Source organism: Pseudothauera lacus (assembly GCF_003034845.1).
GTDB classification, from domain to species: Bacteria; Pseudomonadota; Gammaproteobacteria; order Burkholderiales; family Rhodocyclaceae; genus Pseudothauera; species Pseudothauera lacus.
Window position 1 is genome coordinate 44,227 of sequence record NZ_PZKC01000003.1, and the last position, 22,421, is coordinate 66,647.

At 66.3% G+C, this 22,421-nt stretch carries 20 protein-coding genes and 1 tRNA gene; 12 read left to right on the forward strand and 9 right to left on the reverse strand.

The annotated features are described in order from the left end of the window. Window positions 1-7 precede the first annotated feature (7 nt). Complete coding sequence (rsmA, locus tag C8261_RS04115) at window positions 8-793, forward strand: 16S rRNA (adenine(1518)-N(6)/adenine(1519)-N(6))-dimethyltransferase RsmA (protein ID WP_107492414.1); 786 nt, start codon at window positions 8-10, stop codon at window positions 791-793. Between the two features lie 34 nt (window positions 794-827). Here the strand turns inward: rsmA and C8261_RS04120 are convergent, their stop codons facing one another. The 8 genes from C8261_RS04120 to C8261_RS04155 all read right to left on the reverse strand — a co-directional run bounded on the left by C8261_RS04120 (window position 828) and on the right by C8261_RS04155 (window position 8,732). Beyond that, window positions 828-1,022, reverse strand: coding sequence for a YgaP family membrane protein (locus tag C8261_RS04120; protein ID WP_107492415.1), 195 nt, complete (start codon window positions 1,020-1,022; stop codon window positions 828-830). Window positions 1,023-1,089: 67 nt separating this feature from the next. Further along, complete coding sequence (locus C8261_RS04125; RefSeq protein WP_107492416.1) at window positions 1,090-1,746, reverse strand: Crp/Fnr family transcriptional regulator; 657 nt, start codon at window positions 1,744-1,746, stop codon at window positions 1,090-1,092. 6 nt (window positions 1,747-1,752) lie between these two features. Then, window positions 1,753-2,514 (reverse strand): exodeoxyribonuclease III, encoded by a 762-nt coding sequence (gene xth / locus C8261_RS04130; RefSeq protein ID WP_107492417.1) that lies wholly within the window; start codon window positions 2,512-2,514, stop codon window positions 1,753-1,755. Window positions 2,515-2,641: 127 nt separating this feature from the next. After that, window positions 2,642-3,121, reverse strand: coding sequence for a glutaredoxin family protein (locus tag C8261_RS04135; protein WP_107492418.1), 480 nt, complete (start codon window positions 3,119-3,121; stop codon window positions 2,642-2,644). Further along, on the reverse strand, window positions 3,118-5,175 hold the full coding sequence (locus C8261_RS04140) for a M3 family metallopeptidase (RefSeq protein WP_107492419.1): 2,058 nt from the start codon (window positions 5,173-5,175) through the stop codon (window positions 3,118-3,120). The genes C8261_RS04135 and C8261_RS04140 overlap by 4 nt, the downstream gene beginning before the upstream one ends. Before the next feature lie 114 nt (window positions 5,176-5,289). Beyond that, window positions 5,290-6,558 carry an MFS transporter gene (locus C8261_RS04145; protein ID WP_107492420.1) on the reverse strand — a complete coding sequence of 423 codons (1,269 nt, stop codon included), beginning with the start codon at window positions 6,556-6,558 and terminating at the stop codon, window positions 5,290-5,292. A gap of 253 nt (window positions 6,559-6,811) precedes the next feature. Then, on the reverse strand, window positions 6,812-7,747 hold the full coding sequence (locus C8261_RS04150; protein ID WP_107492421.1) for a phosphoribosylaminoimidazolesuccinocarboxamide synthase: 936 nt from the start codon (window positions 7,745-7,747) through the stop codon (window positions 6,812-6,814). A 49-nt stretch (window positions 7,748-7,796) separates the two neighbouring features. After that, window positions 7,797-8,732 carry a nucleoside recognition family protein gene (locus C8261_RS04155; RefSeq protein ID WP_107492422.1) on the reverse strand — a complete coding sequence of 312 codons (936 nt, stop codon included), beginning with the start codon at window positions 8,730-8,732 and terminating at the stop codon, window positions 7,797-7,799. A gap of 190 nt (window positions 8,733-8,922) precedes the next feature. Here C8261_RS04155 and C8261_RS04160 point away from each other — a divergent pair, with 190 nt between their 5' ends. Then, window positions 8,923-10,452, forward strand: coding sequence for an extracellular catalytic domain type 2 short-chain-length polyhydroxyalkanoate depolymerase (locus C8261_RS04160; RefSeq protein ID WP_181358842.1), 1,530 nt, complete (start codon window positions 8,923-8,925; stop codon window positions 10,450-10,452). Between the two features lie 60 nt (window positions 10,453-10,512). Here the strand turns inward: C8261_RS04160 and aceB are convergent, their stop codons facing one another. Further along, window positions 10,513-12,111 carry a malate synthase A gene (gene aceB, locus C8261_RS04165; RefSeq protein WP_107492424.1) on the reverse strand — a complete coding sequence of 533 codons (1,599 nt, stop codon included), beginning with the start codon at window positions 12,109-12,111 and terminating at the stop codon, window positions 10,513-10,515. A gap of 213 nt (window positions 12,112-12,324) precedes the next feature. Between aceB and C8261_RS04170 the strand changes: the two genes are divergently transcribed. From C8261_RS04170 to ccoG, 10 genes are all read left to right on the forward strand, one after another. Further along, window positions 12,325-13,233, forward strand: coding sequence for a LysR family transcriptional regulator (locus C8261_RS04170; protein WP_107492425.1), 909 nt, complete (start codon window positions 12,325-12,327; stop codon window positions 13,231-13,233). Window positions 13,234-13,323: 90 nt separating this feature from the next. Continuing rightward, window positions 13,324-13,399, forward strand: a tRNA-Thr gene (locus tag C8261_RS04175). Window positions 13,400-13,616: 217 nt separating this feature from the next. After that, complete coding sequence (locus C8261_RS04180; protein WP_107492426.1) at window positions 13,617-14,384, forward strand: 3-hydroxyacyl-CoA dehydrogenase; 768 nt, start codon at window positions 13,617-13,619, stop codon at window positions 14,382-14,384. Between the two features lie 165 nt (window positions 14,385-14,549). Beyond that, window positions 14,550-17,048 carry a heavy metal translocating P-type ATPase gene (locus C8261_RS04185; protein WP_107492427.1) on the forward strand — a complete coding sequence of 833 codons (2,499 nt, stop codon included), beginning with the start codon at window positions 14,550-14,552 and terminating at the stop codon, window positions 17,046-17,048. 5 nt (window positions 17,049-17,053) lie between these two features. Beyond that, window positions 17,054-17,269 (forward strand): cbb3-type cytochrome oxidase assembly protein CcoS, encoded by a 216-nt coding sequence (gene ccoS / locus C8261_RS04190; RefSeq protein WP_107492428.1) that lies wholly within the window; start codon window positions 17,054-17,056, stop codon window positions 17,267-17,269. Between the two features lie 400 nt (window positions 17,270-17,669). Beyond that, window positions 17,670-19,094, forward strand: coding sequence for a cytochrome-c oxidase, cbb3-type subunit I (gene ccoN / locus C8261_RS04195; RefSeq protein ID WP_107492429.1), 1,425 nt, complete (start codon window positions 17,670-17,672; stop codon window positions 19,092-19,094). Window positions 19,095-19,107: 13 nt separating this feature from the next. Then, window positions 19,108-19,746 carry a cytochrome-c oxidase, cbb3-type subunit II gene (gene ccoO / locus C8261_RS04200; protein WP_107492430.1) on the forward strand — a complete coding sequence of 213 codons (639 nt, stop codon included), beginning with the start codon at window positions 19,108-19,110 and terminating at the stop codon, window positions 19,744-19,746. Window positions 19,747-19,763: 17 nt separating this feature from the next. Further along, on the forward strand, window positions 19,764-19,952 hold the full coding sequence (locus tag C8261_RS04205) for a cbb3-type cytochrome oxidase subunit 3 (protein WP_107492431.1): 189 nt from the start codon (window positions 19,764-19,766) through the stop codon (window positions 19,950-19,952). Further along, window positions 19,945-20,853: a cytochrome-c oxidase, cbb3-type subunit III gene (gene ccoP / locus C8261_RS04210; protein WP_107492432.1), complete on the forward strand. Its 909-nt coding sequence runs from the start codon at window positions 19,945-19,947 to the stop codon at window positions 20,851-20,853. The genes C8261_RS04205 and ccoP overlap by 8 nt, the downstream gene beginning before the upstream one ends. A gap of 118 nt (window positions 20,854-20,971) precedes the next feature. After that, window positions 20,972-22,405, forward strand: a complete 1,434-nt coding sequence (ccoG, locus tag C8261_RS04215) for a cytochrome c oxidase accessory protein CcoG (RefSeq protein ID WP_107492433.1) — start codon at window positions 20,972-20,974, stop codon at window positions 22,403-22,405. The last annotated feature ends 16 nt before the right edge of the window (window positions 22,406-22,421 follow it).

Below are 22,421 nucleotides of genomic sequence, written 5' to 3' on the forward strand. Positions count from 1 at the left end.
GCCGTAAATGGAACATCGCGCACGCAAGCGCTTCGGGCAGAACTTCCTCTCCGACCCCAACATCATCCGCAAGATCATCGATGCCATCCGTCCGCTGCGTGATGATGTGATGGTCGAGATCGGTCCCGGCCTGGGGGCGATGACCGAACCCTTGCTCGAACGCCTCGCCCATCTGCACGTCGTCGAGATCGATCGCGACCTCATCGCCCGCCTGCATCAGCGCTGGCCGGCCGAGCGCCTGACGGTGCACGAAGGAGATGCGCTGAAATTTGATTTTGCCACCCTCGGTGCGCCGCTGCGGGTAGTCGGCAACCTGCCCTACAACATCTCCACGCCCCTGCTCTTCCACCTCGCCGGCTTTGCCGCCCAGGTGCGCGACATGACCTTCATGCTGCAGAAGGAGGTGGTGATGCGCATGGTCGCCGAGGCCGGCAGCGACGACTACGGCCGTCTCTCGGTAATGCTGCAGTACCGCTTCCGCATGGGGCGGTTGTTCGACGTGCCGCCGGGCGCCTTCCGCCCGGCACCGAAGGTGATGTCGAGCATCGTGAGGCTGATCCCGCTGCCCGCCGAACAACTGCATGCGGACGACGAGGAGGTGCTCGCCGAAGTGGTGGCGGCGGCTTTCGGGCAACGCCGCAAGACCCTGCGCAACACCCTCAACGGCCTGCTCGATGCTGCCGGCTTCGACGCCCTCGGCATCGACAGCGGCCTGCGTGCCGAGCGCCTGACGGTGGATGATTACGTTGCCATAGCCAATCACGTCGCCGCACAAAGAAAAAGGGCCGGGTAAGGCCCCGGCCCTGCTGTGCGTACGTGGCGGACGCTCAGTTCTTCTTCATGGGGCAGGTATTGATGCCCAGCAGCGGATACAGCGGGCACCAGCCCATCAGGCCGGTGGCCAGGGGGACGACGCCGATCCAGGTCCACGGGGCGCCGATGCCCATGATGGCCAGCACGATCAGCACCAGCCCGGCAACGATGCGCAGGATCTTGTCGATACCGCCGACGTTTGCTTTCATGGTGTTCTCCAGTGGGTTGTGAAGACGCCATTTGACCACCGCCGCGGCGCGCGGTCTGTAACCGTGGTCACATAGCTCCGGCGGCGAGCCTGCGCAGGCCGGCAGGGTCGAGGATCTCGATCTGCTCGCGCCCCAGGCGCACCAGCCCTGCCGCGGCAAAGCCCTTCAGCAGCCGGCTGACGATTTCGCGCACGCTGCCCAGTTCGTCGGCCAGCTGCTGGTGGGTGACGTGGAGCACTCGCCCCTTGCCGAGCAGCAGGGTGGCCAGACGCTGGTCGAGGCGGTGAAAGGCGACCTCTTCGATCAACTGCATCAGCCCGGCGATGCGCTCGGCGAAGAGATGGAAGACAAAGCTGCGGAACGCCGCCTCGCCGAGCAGGGTGTCGAAGACCTGCCGCGGCAGCAGCATCAGCACGGTATCGGTTTCGGCCACTCCGCGGGCGTTGTAGTCGGTGCCGCCGAGCAGGCAGGACGAAGAGATGACGCAGGTCTCGCCTGCGGCGACGCGGTACAGCGGCAGCTCGCGACCACTGGGGGCGCATTTCACCACCCGGATCGAACCCTCGACGACGAAGGGGAAGCCCTCGCAGGGCTGATGGTCGTCGAACACCACCTGGCCCGCGGCCACCTTCATCCACTGCGCGGCAGCCTGCAGCGTCGCCCGTGCAGGCGCGGGCAGGGCGTCGAGAACGGGATAGCTGGCGGTGGGCAGGGCGTGTTGCATCGGGGGTCAGCGTTCCAGGGTGAGTACCACGGGAGCGTGGTCAGAGGGACGCTCGAGTCTGCGCGGGGCCTTGTCCACCGAGCACGCACGGCAGGCCGCACGCAGCGCCGGAGAGACCAGGATGTGGTCGATGCGCAGGCCGAAATTGCGCCGGAAGGCCATCATGCGATAGTCCCACCATGAGAAGGCGCGCTCGGGTTGCTCGAAGAGGCGGAAGGCGTCGACCAGGCCCAGCGCGGTGAGGGCCTCGAAGGCTGCGCGTTCGGGTGCGGAAACGTGGATCTCGTCCTTCCAGTCGGGGTGGGCATCGCGGGCCTCGGGGGCGATGTTGAAGTCGCCGGTGAGCACCAGTTGCGGGTGGCGTGCCATTTCCGCGCCGACCCACTCGGTGAGCGCGGCGAGCCAGCGCATCTTGTAGTCGAACTTGTCGGAGCCGACGGCCTGGCCGTTGGGGAAATAGCCGCAGATCACCCGCACGCCGTCCACGGTGGCGGCAATGATGCGCTTCTGCTCGTCGGCGAAGCCGGGGATGTCGCGGACGACGTCCGTCGCCGCAGCGGGGGTGAGGATGGCGACGCCGTTGTAGGTCTTCTGGCCGTTGACCACGGCGTGGTAGCCGGCGGCCTCCAGCTCGGCAAACGGAAAGGCTTTCTCTTCCTGCTTCAGCTCCTGCAGGCAGAGCGCGTCGGGGCGGTGTTCGGCCAGCCAGTCGAGGACATGGGGAAGGCGGATCTTCAGCGAGTTGACGTTCCAGGTGGCGATCTTCACTTTCTTGCGTGTGCCTGTCGGTGGGGCTGGGGTTGGTTCAGGAGCGGCGCGCGCGGCGTGGCGGCCCCGGGTTGCGGCGCCATCAGCGCCACCCCGGGGCATATGGGGCATCGGTTCGAGGCGGCGCTCAGCGCATCGGCGGCGCGCTGCGCGGGTAGCCGGCGTCGTCCAGCAGGCGGGCCCACGACGACTCGAGGAAACCCTTGAACGGCAAGTGACCGACGGTGATGGCGGGGATCTCTTCCGGTTCGCCGAGCGCGGCGCGGTAGGCCGCGACGTCTTCCTCGTTGCGCAGCACGCGCTCCGTGTAGGGTACGCCACGGCCGTCGAGATAGGCCTTGGCGCGCTGGCAGGGGTCGCCACAGGTTTCCGAGACGTACAGCGTCACCGGGTAGGTGTCGGCCGCCACGCTGACCGTGTAGGCCGGCACCTGATCGGCGCTGCGCGGCACGAAGCGGCGCTCCTCGACCTGGCGGACCTGCTGGGGCGGGGGTTGGTCGGAGTAATGCACCCGTCCCTGTTCGTCCACCCAGCGGTAGGTGGTGCCCTGGGCAAGGAGGGCGGGGGTGGCGGTCAGCAGGGCGGTCAGCAGCAACAGGCGTTTCATGCAGTCACCATTCCATTGTGGCGTAGCAGGGCATCCACCCGCGGCTCGCGACCGCGGAAGGCCTTGAACGACTCCAGCGCCGGACGGCTGCCGCCGACCGCGAGGATCTCGCGCCAGAAGCGCGCGCCGGTTTCCGCATCGAGCAGGCTGCCACGGCCCTGCCCGGCTTCCTCGAAGGCTTCGAAAGCGTCGGCGGAAAGCACTTCCGCCCACTTGTAACTGTAGTAGCCGGCGGCGTAACCGCCGGCAAAGATGTGCGAGAAACTGTGCGGGAAGCGGTGCCAGGCCGGCGGGATGATCACCGCCACCTCGCGGCGCACCTCGTCGAGCAGGGCGAGCACGCGCTCCACCGGCACCGGGCCTGCACTGGCGTCCACCTCGCCGTGCAGGCGCAGGTCGAACATCGAGAACTCGAGCTGGCGCACGGTCTGCATGCCGCTCTGGAAGTTCTTGGCGGCGATCATCTTGTCGAACAGCGCGCGCGGCAAGGGCTCGCCGGACTCCACATGGGCGGTCATTGCGCTGAGCACGTCCCACTCCCAGCAGAAGTTCTCCATGAACTGGCTGGGCAGTTCCACCGCGTCCCACTCGACGCCGTGGATGCCGGAGACGGCCAGTTCATCCACCTGGGTGAGCAGGTGGTGCAGACCGTGGCCGGCTTCGTGGAACAGGGTCAGCACGTCGTCGTGGGTGAAGGTCGCCGGCTTGCCGCCTACCGGGCCGGGGAAGTTGCACACCAGGTAGGCGACCGGGGTGGACACCCCCTCGCGGCCCCGGTAGCGGCTGCGCGCGGAGTCCATCCAGGCGCCGCCGCGCTTGGTGTCGCGCGCATGCAGGTCGAGATAGAAGTGGCCGATGGTGTCGCCGGCGCGTTCGATGCGGAAGAAGCGCACGTCGGTGTCCCAGCGCGGCGCCTCGTCGGGCAGGATGTCCACGCCGTACAGGGTGCGGATCACGCCGAACAGGCCGTCGAGCACCTTGGGTTCGGGGAAGTACTGCTTCACCTCCTGGTCGGAGTAGGCGTAGCGCGCCTGGCGCAGCTTCTCCGAGGCCCAGCCGATGTCCCACGGCTGCAGATCCGCGAGGCCCAGGTCGTCGCGCGCGAAAGCCTGCAGTTCGGCGAGATCGCGCTCGGCAAAGGGCTTTGCCTTGGCAGCCAGCTCGCGCAGGAAGTCCAGCACCTGCTGCGGGTCGTCGGCCATCTTGGGGACCAGCGAGACCTCGGCGAAGTTGCGGTAGCCCAGCATGCGCGCTTCCTCGTCGCGCAGGGCGAGGATGCGGCCGATCAGCGGGCCGTTGTCCCATTCCGCCTTGCCGGCTTCTGAAGCGCGGGTGGCGTAGGCGCGGTACATGCGCTCGCGCAGGGCGCGGTCGTCGGCGTACTGCATCACCGGCAGGTAGGCGGGCATCTGCAGGGTGAATTTCCAGCCCGGCTGGCCGTCGCGTTCGGCGGCGGCGCGCGCGGCTTCCAGCGCGTCGGCCGGAATGCCGGCCACGCCGGTTTCGTCGCGGACGTATTCGGCGTGGGCGTTGGTGGCATCGAGCAGGTTCTCGGAGAACTTCGCCGCCAGCTGCGACTGCTCTTCCTGGATGGCCTGGAAGCGCGGCTTGAGTTCATCGGGCAGTTCGGCGCCGGAGAGGCGGAAGTCGCGCACTTCGTGTTCCACGATGCGCCGGCGTACCGCCGACAGAGTGGTGAATTCCGCGCTTTCGGCGAGCGCCTTGTACTTGCCGAACAGCGCCAGGTTCTGCCCCACCTCGGCGTAGAAGCGCGATACCTCGGGCAGCATGGCGTTGTAGGCCTCGCGCCATTCGGGCACGTCCTTGACGCTGTGCAGGTGGCCGACCACGCCCCAGGCGCGCCCCAGACGCTCGCCGGCCTCGGTGAGCGGCACGACGAAACCGTCCCAGCTGCTCGGCGCGTCGTCGGCGGTCAGGCGCGCGATCAGCGTGCGGTTGTCGTCGATCAGCTGGCGGAGCGCCGGAGCGACGTGCTCCGGGCGGATGGCGTCGAAGTCGGGGAGGGCGGCAAGGTGCAGCAGGGGATTGCTCATGGGGCGGCGGTTCCGGGCAGCTATGCAGAAGTGCTGTATTGTGCCGAAAAAGCGCCCGCGATGCGTGCTGTGCCCTGCTATTCGTGCAATAGCCCGCCGCCATCGGCGGCGGTTTCAGCGCCCGCCGGGGGCCTGCCAGATGTTGCGGCAGCCGGTTTCGCGGATGAAGAAGCTGGACAACGCACCGAGCACGCCGGCTGCGGCGAGCAGGCCGATGCCGAGGCGGAAGGTGTCGGCCGAATAGATGCGCACACCGTCAATCACCGTGCCGTCCCAGCCCCAGTCCATCACCAGTCCCACCGCCGGCTGCAGCAGCGCACCGGCGAGGAAGCCGCCCATGTTGGTGACGCTGGTGCTCATGCCGGAGAGCTGGGGCGGATTCACTTCCTTGGCGCATGCCCAGGTCAGCGAGAAACTCGAGGTGGTCAGGCCCATCAGGGCAAACAGGGCATACGACAGCCCGACCGGCATGCGCAGTGCGGACAACCACACCAGCCACAGCAGGCAGTAGGCCAGGCTGGCGGCGATCAGCACCGGCTTGCGGCGGCCGAGCTTGTCCGACAGCGAGCCGATGGCCAGGCAGCCGACGGCGAAGCCGGCGAAGAACAGCGACAGGTGGCTGGCGGCTTCCACCCGGCTCAGTTCGTGCACCTGCACCAGGTAGGGTGTTGCCCACAGCCCGGCAAAGGCGAAGAAGCTGCCGGCGAGGCCGAAATTCACCCATACCGCCGGCCAGGTGGCGCGGTTCCTCAGCACGCCGAGCAGGCCGTTGATGACCACCGTGCGGTCGAAGCGCGGACGCGCAGTGTCAGCACTGCGCCCTTCCTTGACGAACAACCAGCAGGCCACCGCCAGCACCGCCGAGATGACCGCGGCGCCGAAGAAAATTCCGCGCCAGGAGGTGACCTGCGCGAGTGCCGCGAGCGGGGTGCCGGCAAGCACCGAGCCGAGGTTGCCGAGCAGCATCGACAGTCCCACCATGGTGGCAAAGCGGCGCTCATCGAACCACACCGCGATCAGCTTCAGCATGGCGATGAAGACCACCGACACGCCCAGCCCGATCAGGGTGCGGCCGACCAGCGCGATATCCAGATTCGGTGCGAGGCCGAACAGCAGGCTGCCGGCCGCCGCCACTACGCAGCCGGTGACGAGGATGCGGCGCGGGCCGAGGGTATCCACCAGGATGCCGGTGGGCACCTGCATGATGGTGTACACGTAGAAATAGGTTGCCGCCAGCACGCCCAGCGAGGCTGCGCTGGTCTGGAAGGCGAGGGCCAGATCCTGGGCGATGCCGGCAGGCGCGAAACGATGGAAGAAGGACAGGATGTAGGCGGCAATGACGACGGCCATCGCCAGCCCGCGTCCGCTGGCGGGGATCTGCATGTTTGTCTCCTGAGGGGCCTGCGGCCTGATTGTTGTTTTTTGAACCGGGGGGTGTCGCTAGCGCGGCGCTTCTCCTTTAAGGGGAGGGGTTGTTGACGAGGTTCGACGGACCTTGGTCGTTCCCGCCGGAAACCCATCCCCCTCCTGTCCTGTCCAGGGCCGGCTTTGCACAGCCGGCCCGCTCAGCCGGCGCCAAGCATGCTTCGCGAAACCCCGGCTTCGCCCCCTTGAAGGGGGAGGAGAGGTCAGGAGCTCAGCCCAGGGGAGTGCCGGTCAGGCGCTCGTAGGCCTCGCGGTACTTCGCTGCGGTGTGCTCGATGACCTCGGCCGGCAGGCGTGGCCCGGGGGCCTTCTTGTTCCAGTCCAGGGTCTCCAGGTAGTCGCGCACATACTGCTTGTCGAAGGACGGCGGGCTGATCCCTTCGCGGTAGCTGTCGGCGGGCCAGAAGCGCGACGAATCCGGAGTCAGCGCCTCGTCGATCAGATGCAGCGTGCCGGCGGCATCGACGCCGAATTCGAACTTGGTGTCGGCGATGATGATGCCGCGCCCGGCGGCGTAGTCGGCGGCCTGGGTGTACAGCGCAATCGCCGCATCGCGGGCTTCCTCGGCCAGGCCCGCGCCGCTCTTGCCGGTGCCGGCGAGCGCTTCGGCCAGAACGGCGTCGCAGTTGGCCTGGGCAACGGCGAAGGAGACGTTCTCGTCGTGGTCACCCACTTCGGCCTTGGTGGCCGGGGTGAAGATCGGCGCCGGCAGCTTTGCCGCCTGCTGCAGGCCGGCGGGCAGTTCGATGCCGCAGATCGCCCCGGTGGTCTGGTAATCCTTCCAGCCCGAGCCGATCACGTAGCCGCGCACCACGGCCTCGATGGGCAGCGGCTTGAGGCGCTTGACCACCAGCGCGCGTCCCGCGACCTGGTCGCGCTCGTCGGCGGCCACCACGGTTTGCGGATCGATGCCGGTAAGCTGGTTGGGGACGATGTGGCCGAGGCGGTCGAACCAGAAATTGGCCAGCGCGGTCAGCACCCGGCCCTTGTCCGGAATCGGGTCCGGCAGGATGACGTCGAAGGCGGACAGCCGGTCGCTGGTGACGATCAGCAGTTTGTCGGCATCGACCGCGTAGATGTCGCGCACCTTGCCGCGGCCGAGCAGCGGCAGGCTCTTGATGGTGGATTCGAACAGGGGAGTGCTCACGGTGACGGTACCGGTCGAGATAAAGGGGGAATTATAGCCGGGGCCGGCACTACAGCAGTGCATGACCCAGGGTGCGCAAGGCGATGCCCACTGCCGCGCCGGCCAGCGCTGGGCGCAGCACGCCGGCCACCCGCCGCCCGGCGGAGATCAGCACTGCCACGCCGGCCACGTCGAGCGGGTGGATGAGGAAGCCGGCGCTGCCGTTGAGCACCGCCACGCTGGCGCTGCCCTCGCGCAGCATCTCGTCCATCACCCCCATCATCGCGGTGCCGCCGGCGATGTACTTGGTCAGCGTGGGCAGGATCAAGGCAGGGTCGATGGCCAGTACGGCGAGCAGCGGGGTCAGCAGCGTGGTCAGCGCGTCGATGGCGCCGCTGGCACGCAGCGCCATCACCGCGACCAGTGCCAGCACCAGCATCGGGATGGCGCCCACGGCGATCTTGAAGGCTTCCGCGCCGGCGCGGTTGATGACGTCGAGCACGCCCTTGGCATCGTCCGCGCTGCGGTGATGCAGGGTCTCGTCCACCGGTCCTTCTACCGCCGACAGCTTGCGCCCGAATACATGCCAGGTGGCCGCCGCGGCAAGCAGGCCGCCGGCCATGGAGAGCGTCAGGGTGAGGGCGAAGTTCAGCCCCATCGCCGCCATCGGGAAGGTGACGTTGGCCTGCGCCATCGCCATCACCATCGCCAGGGTGGCCGCCAGATGGCGGTCGGAGGCGCCGCGCCCTTCCATCATGGTGAGCGTGGCCACCGGCGCGGCGAAGCTGACGAAGTTGATCTGCAGCGCAGCGAACACGCCGAGCCCGGTGAGACCCGCCGGGCGCAGCAGCGGCGTGGCGCGCTGCACCACCCAGTCGATGACACCACGCGCTTCGAGCAGGCGCATCAGCGACAGCATCACCACCATGATGGGCAGCAGCACGAAGAGGGCCAGCTCGACGGCCGAGCGGCCGGCGCGCAGGATGATGTCGGTGAGCAGGTCCATCGAAGGCGGGGCTTGAATGCGATGCGACGCATGCTACCGCGCCGGCGTCCGGCGCACGAGTGACAGATGCCGCGCGCTCGACCGATACGCCCGCTTGCGCTGCAGCACGGCGGTGGCTAAGGTGAGCAATGCAATGGTCATCGAGGCGGCGTCTGCCGGCAGGGCCGCCAACGACATGGAAGGGAACGCGATGAAAAGGCGCGCTGGCGTATTCCTGCTGTGGCTGCTGGCCGGCATCCTGCCGGTGTCGGCGGCGCAGGCGCAGGTGTTGCCGGCCTTGCGCATCGACCCCACGCAGGTCACCGTTTCGGGCATCTCCTCGGGCGCCTACATGGCGGTGCAGTTCGGCGTCGCCCATGCCGAGGTGGTCAGCGGGGTCGCCGCCACCGCCGGCGGGCCGTATTTCTGTGCCGGCGGCGACGCCCTTGGTGGAGCAGCGGTGGGGCGGGTGATCGCGCGCTGCATGCAGGGCGACCCGGCCTATCCGGCGCGCCCGATCGGCGTTGACGAACGGCGTGCGATGGCCGCCGCGACCCGGCAATGGGCGGAAGAGGGCCGCATTGCGCCCCTCTCCGCACTTGCCGCGCAGCGCGTGTGGCTGTTCCACGGCTATAACGACGGCATCGTCAGACGAGCGGTGGTCGACGCCCTGTTCGACTGGTACCGCGAGTTCGTGCCCGGGCAGCAGGTGTTCTACCGCAACGACATGAATGCGGCGCACGCGCAGATCAGCGCCACATGCACGCGCCCCGCGGCAGCCGATGGCGGAGCGGCATGCAATGCCTGCACGCAGACCGGCGGGCAGTACATCAATGCCTGCATCGATCCCCTGGGCGGCGGGGCTTACGATGCGGCCGGCGCTGCCCTGCAGCTGTTTCACGGGCCCTTGCTGCCGCCTGTCGATGCCGCCGGCGCGGGGACGGTGCAGGCCTTCGATCAGCGCCCCTATGTGCGCCGTGGGGAGCGTGAACGCTCACCCGTGCGCGTGGCGCTCGCCGATACCGGCTATCTGTACCTGCCGGCGCCCTGCGCGGCGGGCGAACCGTGCCGCCTGCACGTGGCTTTCCACGGCTGCCAGCAGCAGGCCGAGCGCATCGGGCTGGCCTTCGTCAACGGCGCGGGGTTCAACGAATGGGCGGCGGCCAACCGCATCGTCGTGCTCTATCCGCAGACGGTGGCGACCCGTGCCGTGCCCTTTACGCCGTACAACCCGCAGGGCTGCTGGGACTGGTGGGGCTACAACGACTTCTTCTTCGACTTTGCCGGACGTTATGCCACCCGTGAGGGAGTGCAGGTCGCCGCGGTGTGGCGCATGGTGCAGCGCCTGATGTCCGGGGGCGAAGGCCGCGTGGAAGCGGCGCCGGCGAGCGTGCCGGAGCTGCTCCGCGTCGATGTTTCGGCACGCGCCGTGGCCCTGAGCTGGGTGCCGGCGGCGGGTGCGGTGGCGTATCGCCTCCTGCGTCATGACGACGAGGCCGGTGGGGCAGCGGTCGAAACCATCGTAAACGCGCCGCCCTTCGTAGACCACGGCGTGCTGCCGGCGCGCAGCTACCGCTACCGCCTGCAGGCCCTCGCCGCCGACGGCGCAGCGGGTGAGGAATCGGCCGAGCTGGTGCTGCGCACGGCGTCCGAGGCGCCGCCTTGTGATCCTTATTATTCGCTGGCGGCGGATCGTCCGGTGGATGCGCGCAATCGCCCGAGCGCGGCGGTCTGTCCCTGAGCACGGTAAACGACAGACGCCCGCGCGGGCGCGGGCGTCATCGTTGCGGGGTGGCTGTGCTCAGTCCATCGCCTCGTACAGCGGCAGGGTGAGGAACTCGGGGAAGTCGTCGGAGAGCGACATCTCTTCGAAGATCTTCGCCGCCTGGTCGTAGGTGGCGGTGTCCTCGCCCTGGGCGGTGACGGTGGCCTTGACCTTGGCGAGCTCCTCGGGGATCAGCGCGCGCACCATGTCGGCGGTGACCTTGCGGCCGTCGTCGAGCACGCCCTTCGGGCTCACCACCCACTGCCAGATCTGCGAGCGCGAGATCTCCGCGGTGGCGGCGTCTTCCATCAGGTTGTGGATCGGCACGCAGCCGTTGCCGGCCAGCCAGGAGCCGAGGTAGTGGATGCCGACGTTGATGTTGTTGCGCACGCCCACTTCGGTGATCGGCTGCTCGGGCTGGAAGTTCATCCAGTCCTTGGGGCCGAAGCTGCCGGAGACCTGCTTGTCCCACTGGTTGGGGCGGTCGCCCAGCACCTTGACGAATTCTTCCATGGCGATCGACACCAGGCCCGGGTGGGCCACCCAGCCGCCGTCGTAGCCGTCGTTGGCATCGCGGGTCTTGTCGTGGCGGATGCCGGCCAGCGCCTTGTCGTTGGCGGCGGGGTCGTTCTTGATCGGGATCAGCGCGCTCATGCCGCCCATGGCCGGGGCGCCGCGCTTGTGGCAGGCCTGCACCAGGGCCAGCGCGTAAGAGCGCATGAAGGGCACTTCCATGGTGATCGCGCCACGGTTGGCAAGGCAGAAGTCCTTGTTCTTCTTGAACTTCTTGATGCAGGAGAAGATGTAGTCCCAGCGCCCGGCGTTGAGGCCGGCGGAGTGGTTGCGCAGCTCGTACAGGATCTCTTCCATCTCGAAGGTGGCGAGGATGGTTTCGACCAGCACGGTGGCCTTGATGGTGCCCTGCGGCAGGCCGATGTGGTCCTGCGCCATCACGAAGATGTCGTTCCACAGACGGGCTTCGAGGTGGCTTTCCATCTTCGGCAGGTAGAAGAAGGGGCCGGCGCCGCGGGCAATCTGTTCCTTGGCGTTGTGGAAGAGGAAGAGCGCGAAGTCGAAGATGCCGCCGGAGACGCGCTGGCCGTCGACCAGCACGTGCTTCTCGTCCAGGTGCCAGCCGCGCGGGCGCACCTGCAGGGTGGCGATCTTGTCTGCGAGCTTGTACTCCTTGCCGTTTTCGGCGACGAAGTCGATCTGGCGGCGGATCGCGTCATAGAGGTTCACCTGGCCCTGGATCTGGTTGTACCAGTTCGGGCTGTTGGAATCCTCGAAGTCGGTCATGTAGGAGTCGGCGCCCGAGTTGAAGGCGTTGATGATCATCTTGCGCTCGACCGGGCCGGTGATCTCCACGCGGCGGCATTCCAGTGCCTTGGGCAGCGGCGCGACTTTCCAGTCGCCTTCGCGGATGGCCTTGGTTTCCGGCAGGAAGTCGGGCAGCTCGCCGGCGTCGATGCGCGCCTGGCGGGCGACGCGGGCGGCCAGCAGTTCCTGGCGGCGCGGTTCGAAGGCGCGGTGCAGCTTGGCGACGAGTTCCAGCGCCTCGCGGGTGAGGATCTGGTCGAAGCGCGGGTGCAGCGGGGCGTTGATCTGCATGCCCTGGGGCAGGTCGAGGCTCATGGAAACTCCTGTCTGAATGGTTGCGAAAAGCGGTGATCTTCGGTGTGCTGCGCCGGGCCGCGGGCCGTCGCCTGCGGGCTGCGCCCGTCTGAAAGGGTGCTGGCCGCGGGTGGTGTCTCCTCCACCCGGCATGATTTGACAGCGAGTCTATTGCGTCACAAATGAAAATAGAAGATAACGGTATATCAATTGATCTTTTACTTTGAGTAAAAAATGGATCAGCTCAAACAGATCGAGAGCTTCGTCAGCGTCGCCACGCGCGGCTCGCTCTCGGCCGCGGCGCGCGAGGAGGGGGTGACCCCGGCGGTGATCGGCCGCCGCCTCGACGCCCTGGAGGCGCGCCTGGGGGTGAAGCTCCTGCTGCGCACCACCCGGCGCATCACGCTCACCTTCGAGGGTAGTGCGTTTCTCGAGGACTGCCAGCGCATCCTCAACGATCTTGCCAATGCAGAAGCCTCGGTGAGTCTGGGCGGCATCAAGCCCAGCGGCCATCTGCGCCTGACTGCGCCGGCAGGTTTCGGGCGCCGCCATGTGGCGCCGCTGGTGATGGACTTCCTGCGCACCAACCCGGAAGTCAGCTGCACACTGGAGTTGTCCGACCGTATGGTCGATCTGATCAACGAGAACTTCGATTGCGCCATCCGCATCGGCGAACTGTCCGACTCCAGCCTGGTGTCCGTGCGTCTGGCGGAAAACCGCCGCGTGGTGATCGCCAGCCGCGAGTACCTGTCCCGTCACGGCACGCCGCAGACCCCGCAGGACCTGCTCGCCCACAACTGCCTGTGTCTGGCCCAGCAGCGCGGCTGGCAGTTCCGTGGCGCGGACGGCACCCCCTTGCTGCTGCGCGTTGCCGGCAACCTTGAATGCAACGACGGCGCAGTGTTGCGCGACTGGACGCTGGCTGGCCTGGGGCTGGCCTGGCGCTCGCTGTGGGAGGTCGGCGAGGACCTGCGCAGCGGCCGCCTGGTGCCGGTACTGGAAGACTGGGCCGCGGCGCCGCTGGGCATCTATGCGGTGTTTCCGCAACGCCGCCACCTCGCCCTGCGCATGCGCCTGCTGCTCGATCATTTCCGCAGCACCTACGCCCGCCCCGCCTACTGGAACGAGTGCGGAGATGGGTGAGGGCGGGAGGGGTGAGGGCGGGATTGATGAAACCGCCGTGCATCGGGTATATTGCCGTCCCTTGTGGTGCGTCGTCTGCTGACGTGCCGGGCCGGCATAGCTCAGTTGGTAGAGCAGCGCATTCGTAATGCGAAGGTCGGGGGTTCGACTCCTCTTGCCGGCACCATCCGCTTGAAAGAATAGGCCAGTCCTTCGGGGGTGGCCTTTTTCTTTTCCAAGTACTTCTGCAACATGTTGACGTTTACGTCAACGTCTCCTATCGTCGTCTATCCCGCTATTTCCGCACCGGTGCGTCGTGAGCGCCTCAGTGGCTGCTGCAGCGCGGGAGCGAAAAATGCGGGCGAGTTGTCCGAAGCAGGTATCCGAACACGGGAGGAGAGCAGGTGAAGATCGACGACAAGGTATTCGTGGTGACCGGCGGTGGCTCCGGCCTCGGTGCGGCGACCGCACGCATGCTGGTGGAGGCGGGCGGCAAGGTGGTGCTGGCCGATGTCAATGCCGAGGCGGGCGCGCAGGTGGCGGCCGAACTGGGCGCGGCGGCGGTTTTCGTGCGCACCGACGTGAGCGACGAGGCCAGCGCCAGGGCCGCCATCGAGCGCGCGGTGAGCGCTTTCGGCGGCCTCCACGGGTTGATCAACTGCGCCGGGGTGGCTCCGGCCGAGAAGGTGGTGGGGCGCGACGGTGCGCACCGCCTGGAGTCCTTTGCGCGCACCATCAACATCAATCTGGTGGGCAGTTTCAACATGATGCGCGTGGCCGCGGAGGTGATGAGCAAGGCCGAAGCGGATGAGGGTGGCGAGCGCGGGGTGATCGTCAGCACCGCCTCGGTGGCGGCCTACGACGGCCAGATTGGCCAGGCCGCGTACGCGGCCTCCAAGGCCGGCATCGTCGGCCTGACCCTGCCGGTGGCTCGCGAACTGGCGCGCTTCGGCATCCGTGTGATGACCATCGCTCCGGGGATCATGGAGACCCCGATGCTGATGGGCATGCCGCAGGAGGTGCAGGATTCGCTCGGCAAAATGGTGCCCTTCCCGTCGCGCCTGGGCAAACCGGCCGAGTATGCCGCGCTGGTGCGCCACATCATCGAGAACAGCTATCTCAATGGTGAAGTGATCCGCCTCGATGGCGCGATCCGCATGGCAGCCAAGTAAGCGCCCGGACTGGCGGCAGTGGCAGGCCCGAGGGGGTGCTGCCGCCAGCGGGGAACCTTTGCGGCAGGTCAGGCCCAAAGTCGGGTATTTGTGCTAAAAGTGCGCTTCCGTATTTTCCCGCGCTGCCGTCCCGGTCATTGCGCGCGGGCGCTCCCGACTCCGTAGATGAATACTGCCAGCGAAACCGCCCCGCCACCCGTCGTCGCCGGGTCTGAAGACCCCAACTGCTACCATTGCGGTCTGCCGATCCCACCCGAGACCCGCCACTATGTCCGCATCGAAGGGCAGAGCCGGCGGATGTGCTGCGTCGGCTGCGAAGCGGTGGCACAGTCCATTGTCGACAACAATCTCACCGAGTACTACCGCCACCGCGATGCGATGCCCGAATCGCGCCGCGAGGCGATGCCGCAGGAGTTGCAGGAACTCGGTCTGTTCGATCACCCCGACTTCCAGAAAACCTTCGTGCGTCCGGTCGGAGAGCATGAGCGCGAGGCCTCGCTGATCCTCGAAGGCATCACCTGCGCGGCCTGCGTGTGGCTCAACGAGCAGCATGTCGCGCGTCAGCCCGGTGTGCGCGGCATCGACATCAACTACGCCACCCGGCGTGCGCGGGTGCGCTGGGACGAGCGCGAGATCAAGCTCTCCGACATCCTCGGCGCGGTGCAGGCCATCGGCTACCGCGCCTATCCCTACGACGCCGAACGTTCCGAGCAGCTAGCCCACCGCGAGCGCCGCTCGATGCTGTGGCGGGTCTTCGTCGCCGGCTTCGGCATGATGCAGGTGATGATGTACGCGATTCCCGTGTACGTCGCCGGCGAAGGCGAGATGACCGCCGAGATGGAGGTGCTGATGCGCTGGGCAAGCCTGGTGCTGACCCTGCCGGTGGTGTTCTACTCCGCAGCGCCCTTCTTCCAGCGTGCGCTGCGTGATTTCCGTCTGCGCCGGCTGGGCATGGACGTACCGGTGGCGCTCGGGGTGGGCAGCGCCTTTGCCGCCAGCGTGTGGGCGACGCTGATCGACGGGCCGGAGGTGTATTTCGACTCGGTGACCATGTTCGTGTTCTTCCTGCTGTGCGGGCGCTATCTGGAAATGCTGGCGCGCCAGAAGGCGGTGCGCGGGGTCGAGGAACTCGGCAAGGTGCTGCCGGTGTTCGCCGAGCGCCTTGGCGCAGACGGCGCCGTCGACAAGGTGCCGGTTTCGCAACTGCAGCCCGGTGACCGCGTGCGCGTGCGTCCCGGCGAAGTATTCCCGGCCGACGGTGTGCTGGCCGAAGGCCATAGCGAGGCCAATGAGGCCCTGCTCACCGGAGAGAGCCGGCCGGTACCGAAGGCACCGGGCGCCGAGGTTACCGGCGGCAGCATCAACGTCAGCAGCCCGGTGGTGGTGGAGATCCGCCGGGTCGGCGATTCCACCCGCCTGGCGGCGATCCGTCAGCTGATGGATCGTGCGGCGGCGGAAAAGCCGCGCATCGCCACCCAGTCCGACCGCGTTGCCCGGGTTTTCATCATCGCCCTGCTGGTGCTGGCGGCGCTGACCTATGTCGGCTGGCAGTTCATCGATCCCGAGCGGGCGCTGTGGGTCTTCGTCTCCGTGCTGGTGGTGGCCTGCCCCTGCGCGCTGTCGCTGGCCACGCCGACCGCGTTGACCGTGGCCACCGATGCACTGGCCCGCATGGGGGTGCTGATCACCCGCGGGCACGCCATCGAAGCGCTGGCCGGTGCCAACCGCTTTGTCTTCGACAAGACCGGCACGCTGACCCACGGTCAGATGCAGGCGGGTGCGGTGACGGTGCTCGACGGCAGTGATGAGACGCAGGTGCGGGCGCAGGCGGCTGCGCTTGAGCAGGCCTCTGAGCACGCCATTGCCGCCGGTGTGCGCCTGGCCGCGGAAGGCCTCCGGCTACCGCCGGTGAGCGCGCAGCGGGCGGTGACCGGGCAGGGTGTGGAAGGGCAGGTGGATGGTGAGTTGATGCGCATCGGGCGCCCCTCCTTCGTTGCCGAACTGGCCGGCAGCGCGGTGCCTGCCGAAGTTGCGGCGCTCGAGGGCGATGGCGCCACCGTCGTTGCTCTGGCGGCGCAGGGGCGCTGGGTGGCGCTGTTCGGCCTCGCCGACCGCGTGCGCGAGGAAGCTCCGCTGCTGCTCGCCCATCTGCAGCGTCAGGGCATTCCGACTGTCATTCTCTCCGGCGATGCGCCGGCTGCGGTGGCTGCGGTTGCGGCCCGTGTCGGCGCTGCCGAGGCCCATGCCGGCCTCACCCCGCAGGACAAGCAGGCCTGGGTCGAGGCCCGTCAGCGTCAAGCGGGGGTCCTGGTGGCCATGGTGGGCGACGGCGTCAACGATGCGCCGGTGCTCGCCCAGGCCCATGTCTCCATCGCCATGGGCGGTGGCACCGATCTGGCGCGCAATCAGGCCGACGTCGTGCTGCTGTCGGAGAACCTCGTCGGTCTCGGGCAGGCCATCGGTCAGTCGCGGCGTACCCTGGCGGTGATCCGGCAGAACCTGTGGTGGTCCTTCACCTACAACTTCACTTCGGTGCCACTGGCGATGATGGGGCTGATCACCCCGTGGATGGCCGGCATCGGGATGGCTGCCAGCTCCCTGCTGGTGGTACTCAATGCGCTGCGCCTGCAAGGGGCGGGGGCGCGCGCGCAACAGACGAGGTAGTCACCATGGACGGTCTGCTCGGCAGTCTCTACATACTCATTCCGCTGTCGGTGGTGCTCGTTTTCCTCATCGGCATGATATTCTGGTGGTCGGTGCGCTCCGGTCAGTTCGACGACCTTGAAGGTCCGGCCTACCGGCTGATGATGGACGACCGCGACCAGCCGCCGGATGCCGATGAGAACAAGGGCGATGGGACGGGGGGCAAGGGCGGTGAGCGCTGAACCGAACCGGCTGGCGAAGCGGTGATGCGGTCAATGAGTACGGCATAGGGATTACTCGCAAGGTATTTGATTTAAGTCAAGGTCCGGTCCGGCCGCTAAGGCACACTGCGCACATGGTTATTCACCGCTGCGCGCCGTGCTCTGCACAGCGGTGAGGCAACCGGATTTTGTCTCTCTGTTGGGGTTGGGGGTGCGTGTTACACGCACCCTTTTTTTTGCCCAAATGCAAGGCGTGGCAAGGCTTCGCGCGCTTCCGGCAATCCCCGCGCTGGAATACAATGTTGATCTGCGTCAAATTCTGGATCCACTTGCGGCGTATCCTTCACCGGTCGATTTCCGGGCTGGATACGCGAAGTCGGATGGGATCTACAAGGGGTTTTCAATCAAAGAGGTGACTCACATGCAATCGCAAGCGACTTATAACTACAAAGTCGTGCGCCAGTTCGCCATCATGACGGTGGTGTGGGGCATCGTGGGCATGCTGGTCGGCGTTATCGTCGCAGCACAGCTCGTGTGGCCTGAACTGAGTGTTCACGAATGGCTGTCGTATGGCCGTCTCCGCCCGCTGCATACCAATGCGGTGATCTTCGCATTCGGTGGCTGCGCGCTGTTTGCCACGTCGTACTACTGTGTCCAGCGCACCAGCCATACGCCGCTGTTCGCGCCCGGTCTGGCAGCCTTCACCTTCTGGGGCTGGCAGCTGATCATCGTGCTGGCGGCCGTGTCGCTGCCGCTCGGCTTCACTTCCGGCAAGGAGTACGCCGAACTGGAGTGGCCGATCGACATACTGATCGCCGTGGTGTGGGTCTCCTACGCCGTCGTCTTCTTCGGCACCATCATCAAGCGCAAGGTTTCCCACATCTACGTGGCGAACTGGTTCTTCGGCGCCTTCATCCTCACCGTTGCCCTGCTGCACATCGTCAACAGCGCTGCGATCCCGGTCAGCCTGACCAAGTCCTACTCCGCCTATGCCGGCGTGCAGGATGCGATGATCCAGTGGTGGTACGGCCACAACGCGGTGGGCTTCTTCCTGACCGCCGGCTTCCTCGGCATGATGTACTACTTCGTGCCCAAGCAGGCTGACCGTCCGGTGTACTCCTACCGCCTGTCGGTGGTGCACTTCTGGGCGCTGATCTTCACCTACATGTGGGCCGGTCCGCACCACCTGCACTACACCGCGCTGCCCGACTGGACCCAGTCGCTCGGCATGCTGTTCTCGCTGATCCTGCTGGCACCGTCCTGGGGCGGCATGATCAACGGCATCATGACCCTCTCCGGCGCCTGGCATAAGCTGCGCACCGATCCGATCCTGAAGTTCCTGATCACCTCGCTGTCCTTCTACGGCATGTCGACCTTCGAAGGTCCGATGATGTCGGTGAAGACCGTCAATGCACTGTCGCACTACACCGACTGGACCGTCGGCCACGTGCACTCCGGTGCGCTGGGCTGGGTGGCCATGGTGTCGATCGGCTGCATCTACTTCCTGCTGCCGCGCATGTACGGCAAGACCGAGATGTACAGCGTCAAGCTCATCAATACCCACTTCTGGATCGCCACCATCGGCGTGGTGCTCTACATCGCCTCGATGTGGATTGCCGGCGTGATGCAGGGTCTGATGTGGCGTGCCACCAACCTCGATGGCACCCTGACCTATTCCTTCGTGGAGAGCGTGAAGGCCAGCTACCCGTTCTGGACCATCCGTCTGGTCGGCGGCATCCTCTTCCTCACCGGCATGCTCATCATGTTCTACAACATGGTGAAGACCATTGCCGGCCAGAAGGCCTACGACGCCCCGGTTCTGGCACCTGCTGGCGCCCACGCCTAATCGGAGATAGCAAATGGCTCAAAAATCCTTGCACGACAAAATCGAGCGCAGCGTATTCCTGATGATCGTCCTCACCCTGCTCACCGTCAGCGTGGGCGGCCTGGTGGAGATCGTGCCGCTGTTCTTCCAGAAGTCGACCACCCAGCCCATCGACCAGAAAGGCAACACGCTCGCCGTCAAGCCTTACGATCCGGTGCGACTGGTCGGTCGCGACATCTACATCCGCGAAGGCTGCTACAACTGCCACTCGCAGATGATCCGTCCGTTCCGCTCCGAAACCGAGCGCTATGGCCACTACTCGGTGGCGGGTGAGTTCATCTACGACCACCCCTTCCAGTGGGGCTCCAAGCGTACCGGTCCGGATCTGCATCGTGTCGGCGGCCGCTATTCCGACGAATGGCAGCGTGTCCACCTGCTGAACCCGCGTGACGTGGTGCCGGAGTCCAACATGCCGGCCTACTACTGGCTCGATCGTCCGGCCAAGGTGGCCGACATCCAGACCAAGATGCGTGCGCTCAACATGGTCGGTCTGCACAAGTACAGCGAGGAAGAAATCGCCGCAGCGCCCGCCGCTGTGGAGGGTCTGACCGAGCTGGACGCCCTGGTGGCCTACCTGCAAGGCATGGGCACCGCGCTGCAGAACGTAAGGTAAGGGGTTGAGGACGCGCCGTGGAACTGAATGACTTTCGCATCATTGTCACCGTCGTTGGCTTTCTGTGCTTCGTTGGCATCGCAATCTGGGCCTGGAGCAAGCACGCCAAAGCGGGTTTCGAAGAAGCGGCGCGACTGCCTCTGACCGATGACGATCCGCCGGCCGCAGCAGGCCGGCAAGGAAAGGAAGGAAATACAAATGGCTGACTTTGTTAGCGGTTTCTGGAACATGTACGTGATGGGCCTGGTGGCCCTGAGCATCCTGTTCTGCGTGGTGATTCTGGTCGCCAACTCGGGCGGCAAGGCACCTGCTGCCGGCCAGCAGGCCGAGCTCCAGTCGCATGTCTGGGACGAGACCCTGCAGGAGTACAACAACCCGCTGCCGCGCTGGTGGATGTACCTGTTCTGGATCACCATCATCTTCGCGGTGGTGTATCTGGCCATGTACCCGGGCTTCGGCAACGTCAAGGGCCAGTTCGGCTGGTCGTCGATCGGCCAGTACGAGGCCGAGATGGCGCGTGCAGACGAGCAGTACGGGCCGATCTTCAACAAGTACCTGGAGATGGACCTGATGGCGGTGGCGGCCGATTCCGACGCCAATGCCATGGGCCAGCGCATGTTCCTGACCTACTGCGCGCAGTGCCATGGCTCTGCTGCCCAGGGTGCGCGCGGCTTCCCCAACCTCACCGACAACGTGTGGAACTGGGGTGGCGAGCCTGAGACCGTCAAGGCCACCATCATGCATGGCCGTTTCGGTGTCATGCCCCCGTTCGGCCCGGTGCTGGGTACCGAAGGCGTGAAGGACGTTGCCAACTACGTGCGTTCGCTCAACGGCCTGGCCCACGATTCCCTGCGCGCCCAGCGCGGCAAGGAAATGTTCGACCAGCAGTGCACGGTCTGTCACGGTGCCGACGCGACCGGCAACACCATGCTCGGCGCGCCCAACCTGACCAACAACGTCTGGGTGTACGGCTCTTCCGAAGCCGCCATCATCGAGCAGATCGCCAATGGCCGTCAGAACCAGATGCCTGCCTTCGGCGATTTCCTCGGCGAAGCCAAGGTGCACATCCTGGCCGCCTACGTGCTGAGCCTCAATCAGGGCAAGTAAGCGCCTGATCAGTTGTACCGCAGTACCGCAGTACCGCAGTGACCGTCCCCGGAGCGTCATGCTCCGGGGACTCCCCCCCAAGCAGTAAAAAAACAAAAATCCATTACAAGAAGAGATCATGAACAGCCCAACCCCCAAGCCACAACCGGCGGGCGCCCCCAAGCCGCCCGACCCCAAGCAGGACACACTTTACGCAGCGCGCAAGAAACTTCAGGTGCGCTCCACCAGCGGAACCTTCACCACCTGGCGCTGGATTCTCGTCTGGGTCACCCAGATCCTCTTTTACGGCCTCCCCTGGCTGTCCTGGAACGACCGGCAGGCCGTTCTGTTTCACCTCACCGAACGCAAGTTCTATATCTTCGGCTGGGTCTTCTGGCCCCAGGATGTGTTCTATCTTGCCATCCTGCTGATCATCTCCGCCTACGCGCTGTTCTTCTTCACCGCCATCGCCGGTCGCCTGTGGTGCGGTTACGCCTGTCCGCAGACGGTCTATACCGAGATCTTCATGTGGATAGAGGAGAAGATCGAGGGCGACCACAACAAGCGTGCCAAGCTCGACCGCGCGCCGATGAGCGGGCACAAGCTGGCCCTGCGCGGGACCAAGTTCCTTGCCTGGGGCCTGTTCTCGTTGTGGACCGGCTTTACCCTGGTGGCCTACTTCACCCCGGTGCAGGAGCTGATGCAGTCGGCGCTGACCCTCGGCTTTGGCCCCTGGGAGACCTTCTGGATCCTCTTCTACGGTGCCTTCACCTACCTCTTCGCCGGCCACATGCGCGAGCAGGTGTGCAAGTACATGTGCCCGTATGCGCGCTTCCAGGGGGTGATGTTCGACCCCGACACCCTGGTCATTACCTATGACGAAGAGCGCGGTGAGCCGCGTGGGGTGCGCAAGAAGGGTGCCGACTACAAGGCCGAAGGCAAGGGCGACTGCATCGACTGCGGTATCTGCGTGCAGGTCTGTCCGACCGGCATCGACATCCGCAACGGCCTGCAGTACGAGTGCATCGGGTGTGCGGCCTGTATCGATGCCTGCGACCAGGTGATGGACAAGATGGGTTATCCGCGCGGACTGGTGCGCTATTCCACCGAGAACGCGATCAAGAAACACTGGGGCATGCGCGAGATCTTCGGTCACGTGATGCGCCCGCGCACGCTGATCTACGGCACCATTCTGGCGCTCATCTGCGCGGCGCTGGCGTGGGGGCTGGCGACCCGCTCCGACCTCCGTGTCGACGTCATCCGCGACCGTGCCAGCCTGGCGCGGGAGCTCTCCGACGGCAACATCGAGAACGTCTATCGCCTGCAGGTGATGAACATGGTCGAGCGTCCGCGCGCCTTCGAGATCCGCCTCAGCGGCCTGGAGGGGGCCCGCGTGCTGGGCAACGAGCGTTTCGATGTCGCCGCCGCGTCTGCCCAGGCCGTCACCCTGCAGGTCGTGGTGCCGCCCGGAGTCGGCAAGCCCGGCGCCAATGAACTATTCTTCGAGATAGTGGCCGTTGGCGACGAGTCGGTGGCCGTACGTGAAAAGACAACCTTCCTGATGCCTCACTGAGCCCATGACTACAAGC

Bases quoted from the DNA above. Each gene is read 5' to 3' on its own strand.
- C8261_RS04185 (WP_107492427.1), top strand. From the start codon at position 14,550: ATGAATACTGCCAGCGAAACCGCCCCGCCACCCGTCGTCGCCGGGTCT.
- aceB (WP_107492424.1), bottom strand. From the start codon at position 12,111: ATGAGCCTCGACCTGCCCCAGGGCATGCAGATCAACGCCCCGCTGCAC.
- C8261_RS04125 (WP_107492416.1), bottom strand. From the start codon at position 1,746: ATGCAACACGCCCTGCCCACCGCCAGCTATCCCGTTCTCGACGCCCTG.
- ccoO (WP_107492430.1), top strand. From the start codon at position 19,108: ATGGCTCAAAAATCCTTGCACGACAAAATCGAGCGCAGCGTATTCCTG.
- C8261_RS04135 (WP_107492418.1), bottom strand. From the start codon at position 3,121: ATGAAACGCCTGTTGCTGCTGACCGCCCTGCTGACCGCCACCCCCGCC.
- ccoN (WP_107492429.1), top strand. From the start codon at position 17,670: ATGCAATCGCAAGCGACTTATAACTACAAAGTCGTGCGCCAGTTCGCC.
- C8261_RS04155 (WP_107492422.1), bottom strand. From the start codon at position 8,732: ATGGACCTGCTCACCGACATCATCCTGCGCGCCGGCCGCTCGGCCGTC.
- C8261_RS04170 (WP_107492425.1), top strand. From the start codon at position 12,325: ATGGATCAGCTCAAACAGATCGAGAGCTTCGTCAGCGTCGCCACGCGC.
- ccoS (WP_107492428.1), top strand. From the start codon at position 17,054: ATGGACGGTCTGCTCGGCAGTCTCTACATACTCATTCCGCTGTCGGTG.
- C8261_RS04160 (WP_181358842.1), top strand. From the start codon at position 8,923: ATGAAAAGGCGCGCTGGCGTATTCCTGCTGTGGCTGCTGGCCGGCATC.
- ccoP (WP_107492432.1), top strand. From the start codon at position 19,945: ATGGCTGACTTTGTTAGCGGTTTCTGGAACATGTACGTGATGGGCCTG.
- C8261_RS04120 (WP_107492415.1), bottom strand. From the start codon at position 1,022: ATGAAAGCAAACGTCGGCGGTATCGACAAGATCCTGCGCATCGTTGCC.
- rsmA (WP_107492414.1), top strand. From the start codon at position 8: ATGGAACATCGCGCACGCAAGCGCTTCGGGCAGAACTTCCTCTCCGAC.
- C8261_RS04145 (WP_107492420.1), bottom strand. From the start codon at position 6,558: ATGCAGATCCCCGCCAGCGGACGCGGGCTGGCGATGGCCGTCGTCATT.
- ccoG (WP_107492433.1), top strand. From the start codon at position 20,972: ATGAACAGCCCAACCCCCAAGCCACAACCGGCGGGCGCCCCCAAGCCG.
- C8261_RS04140 (WP_107492419.1), bottom strand. From the start codon at position 5,175: ATGAGCAATCCCCTGCTGCACCTTGCCGCCCTCCCCGACTTCGACGCC.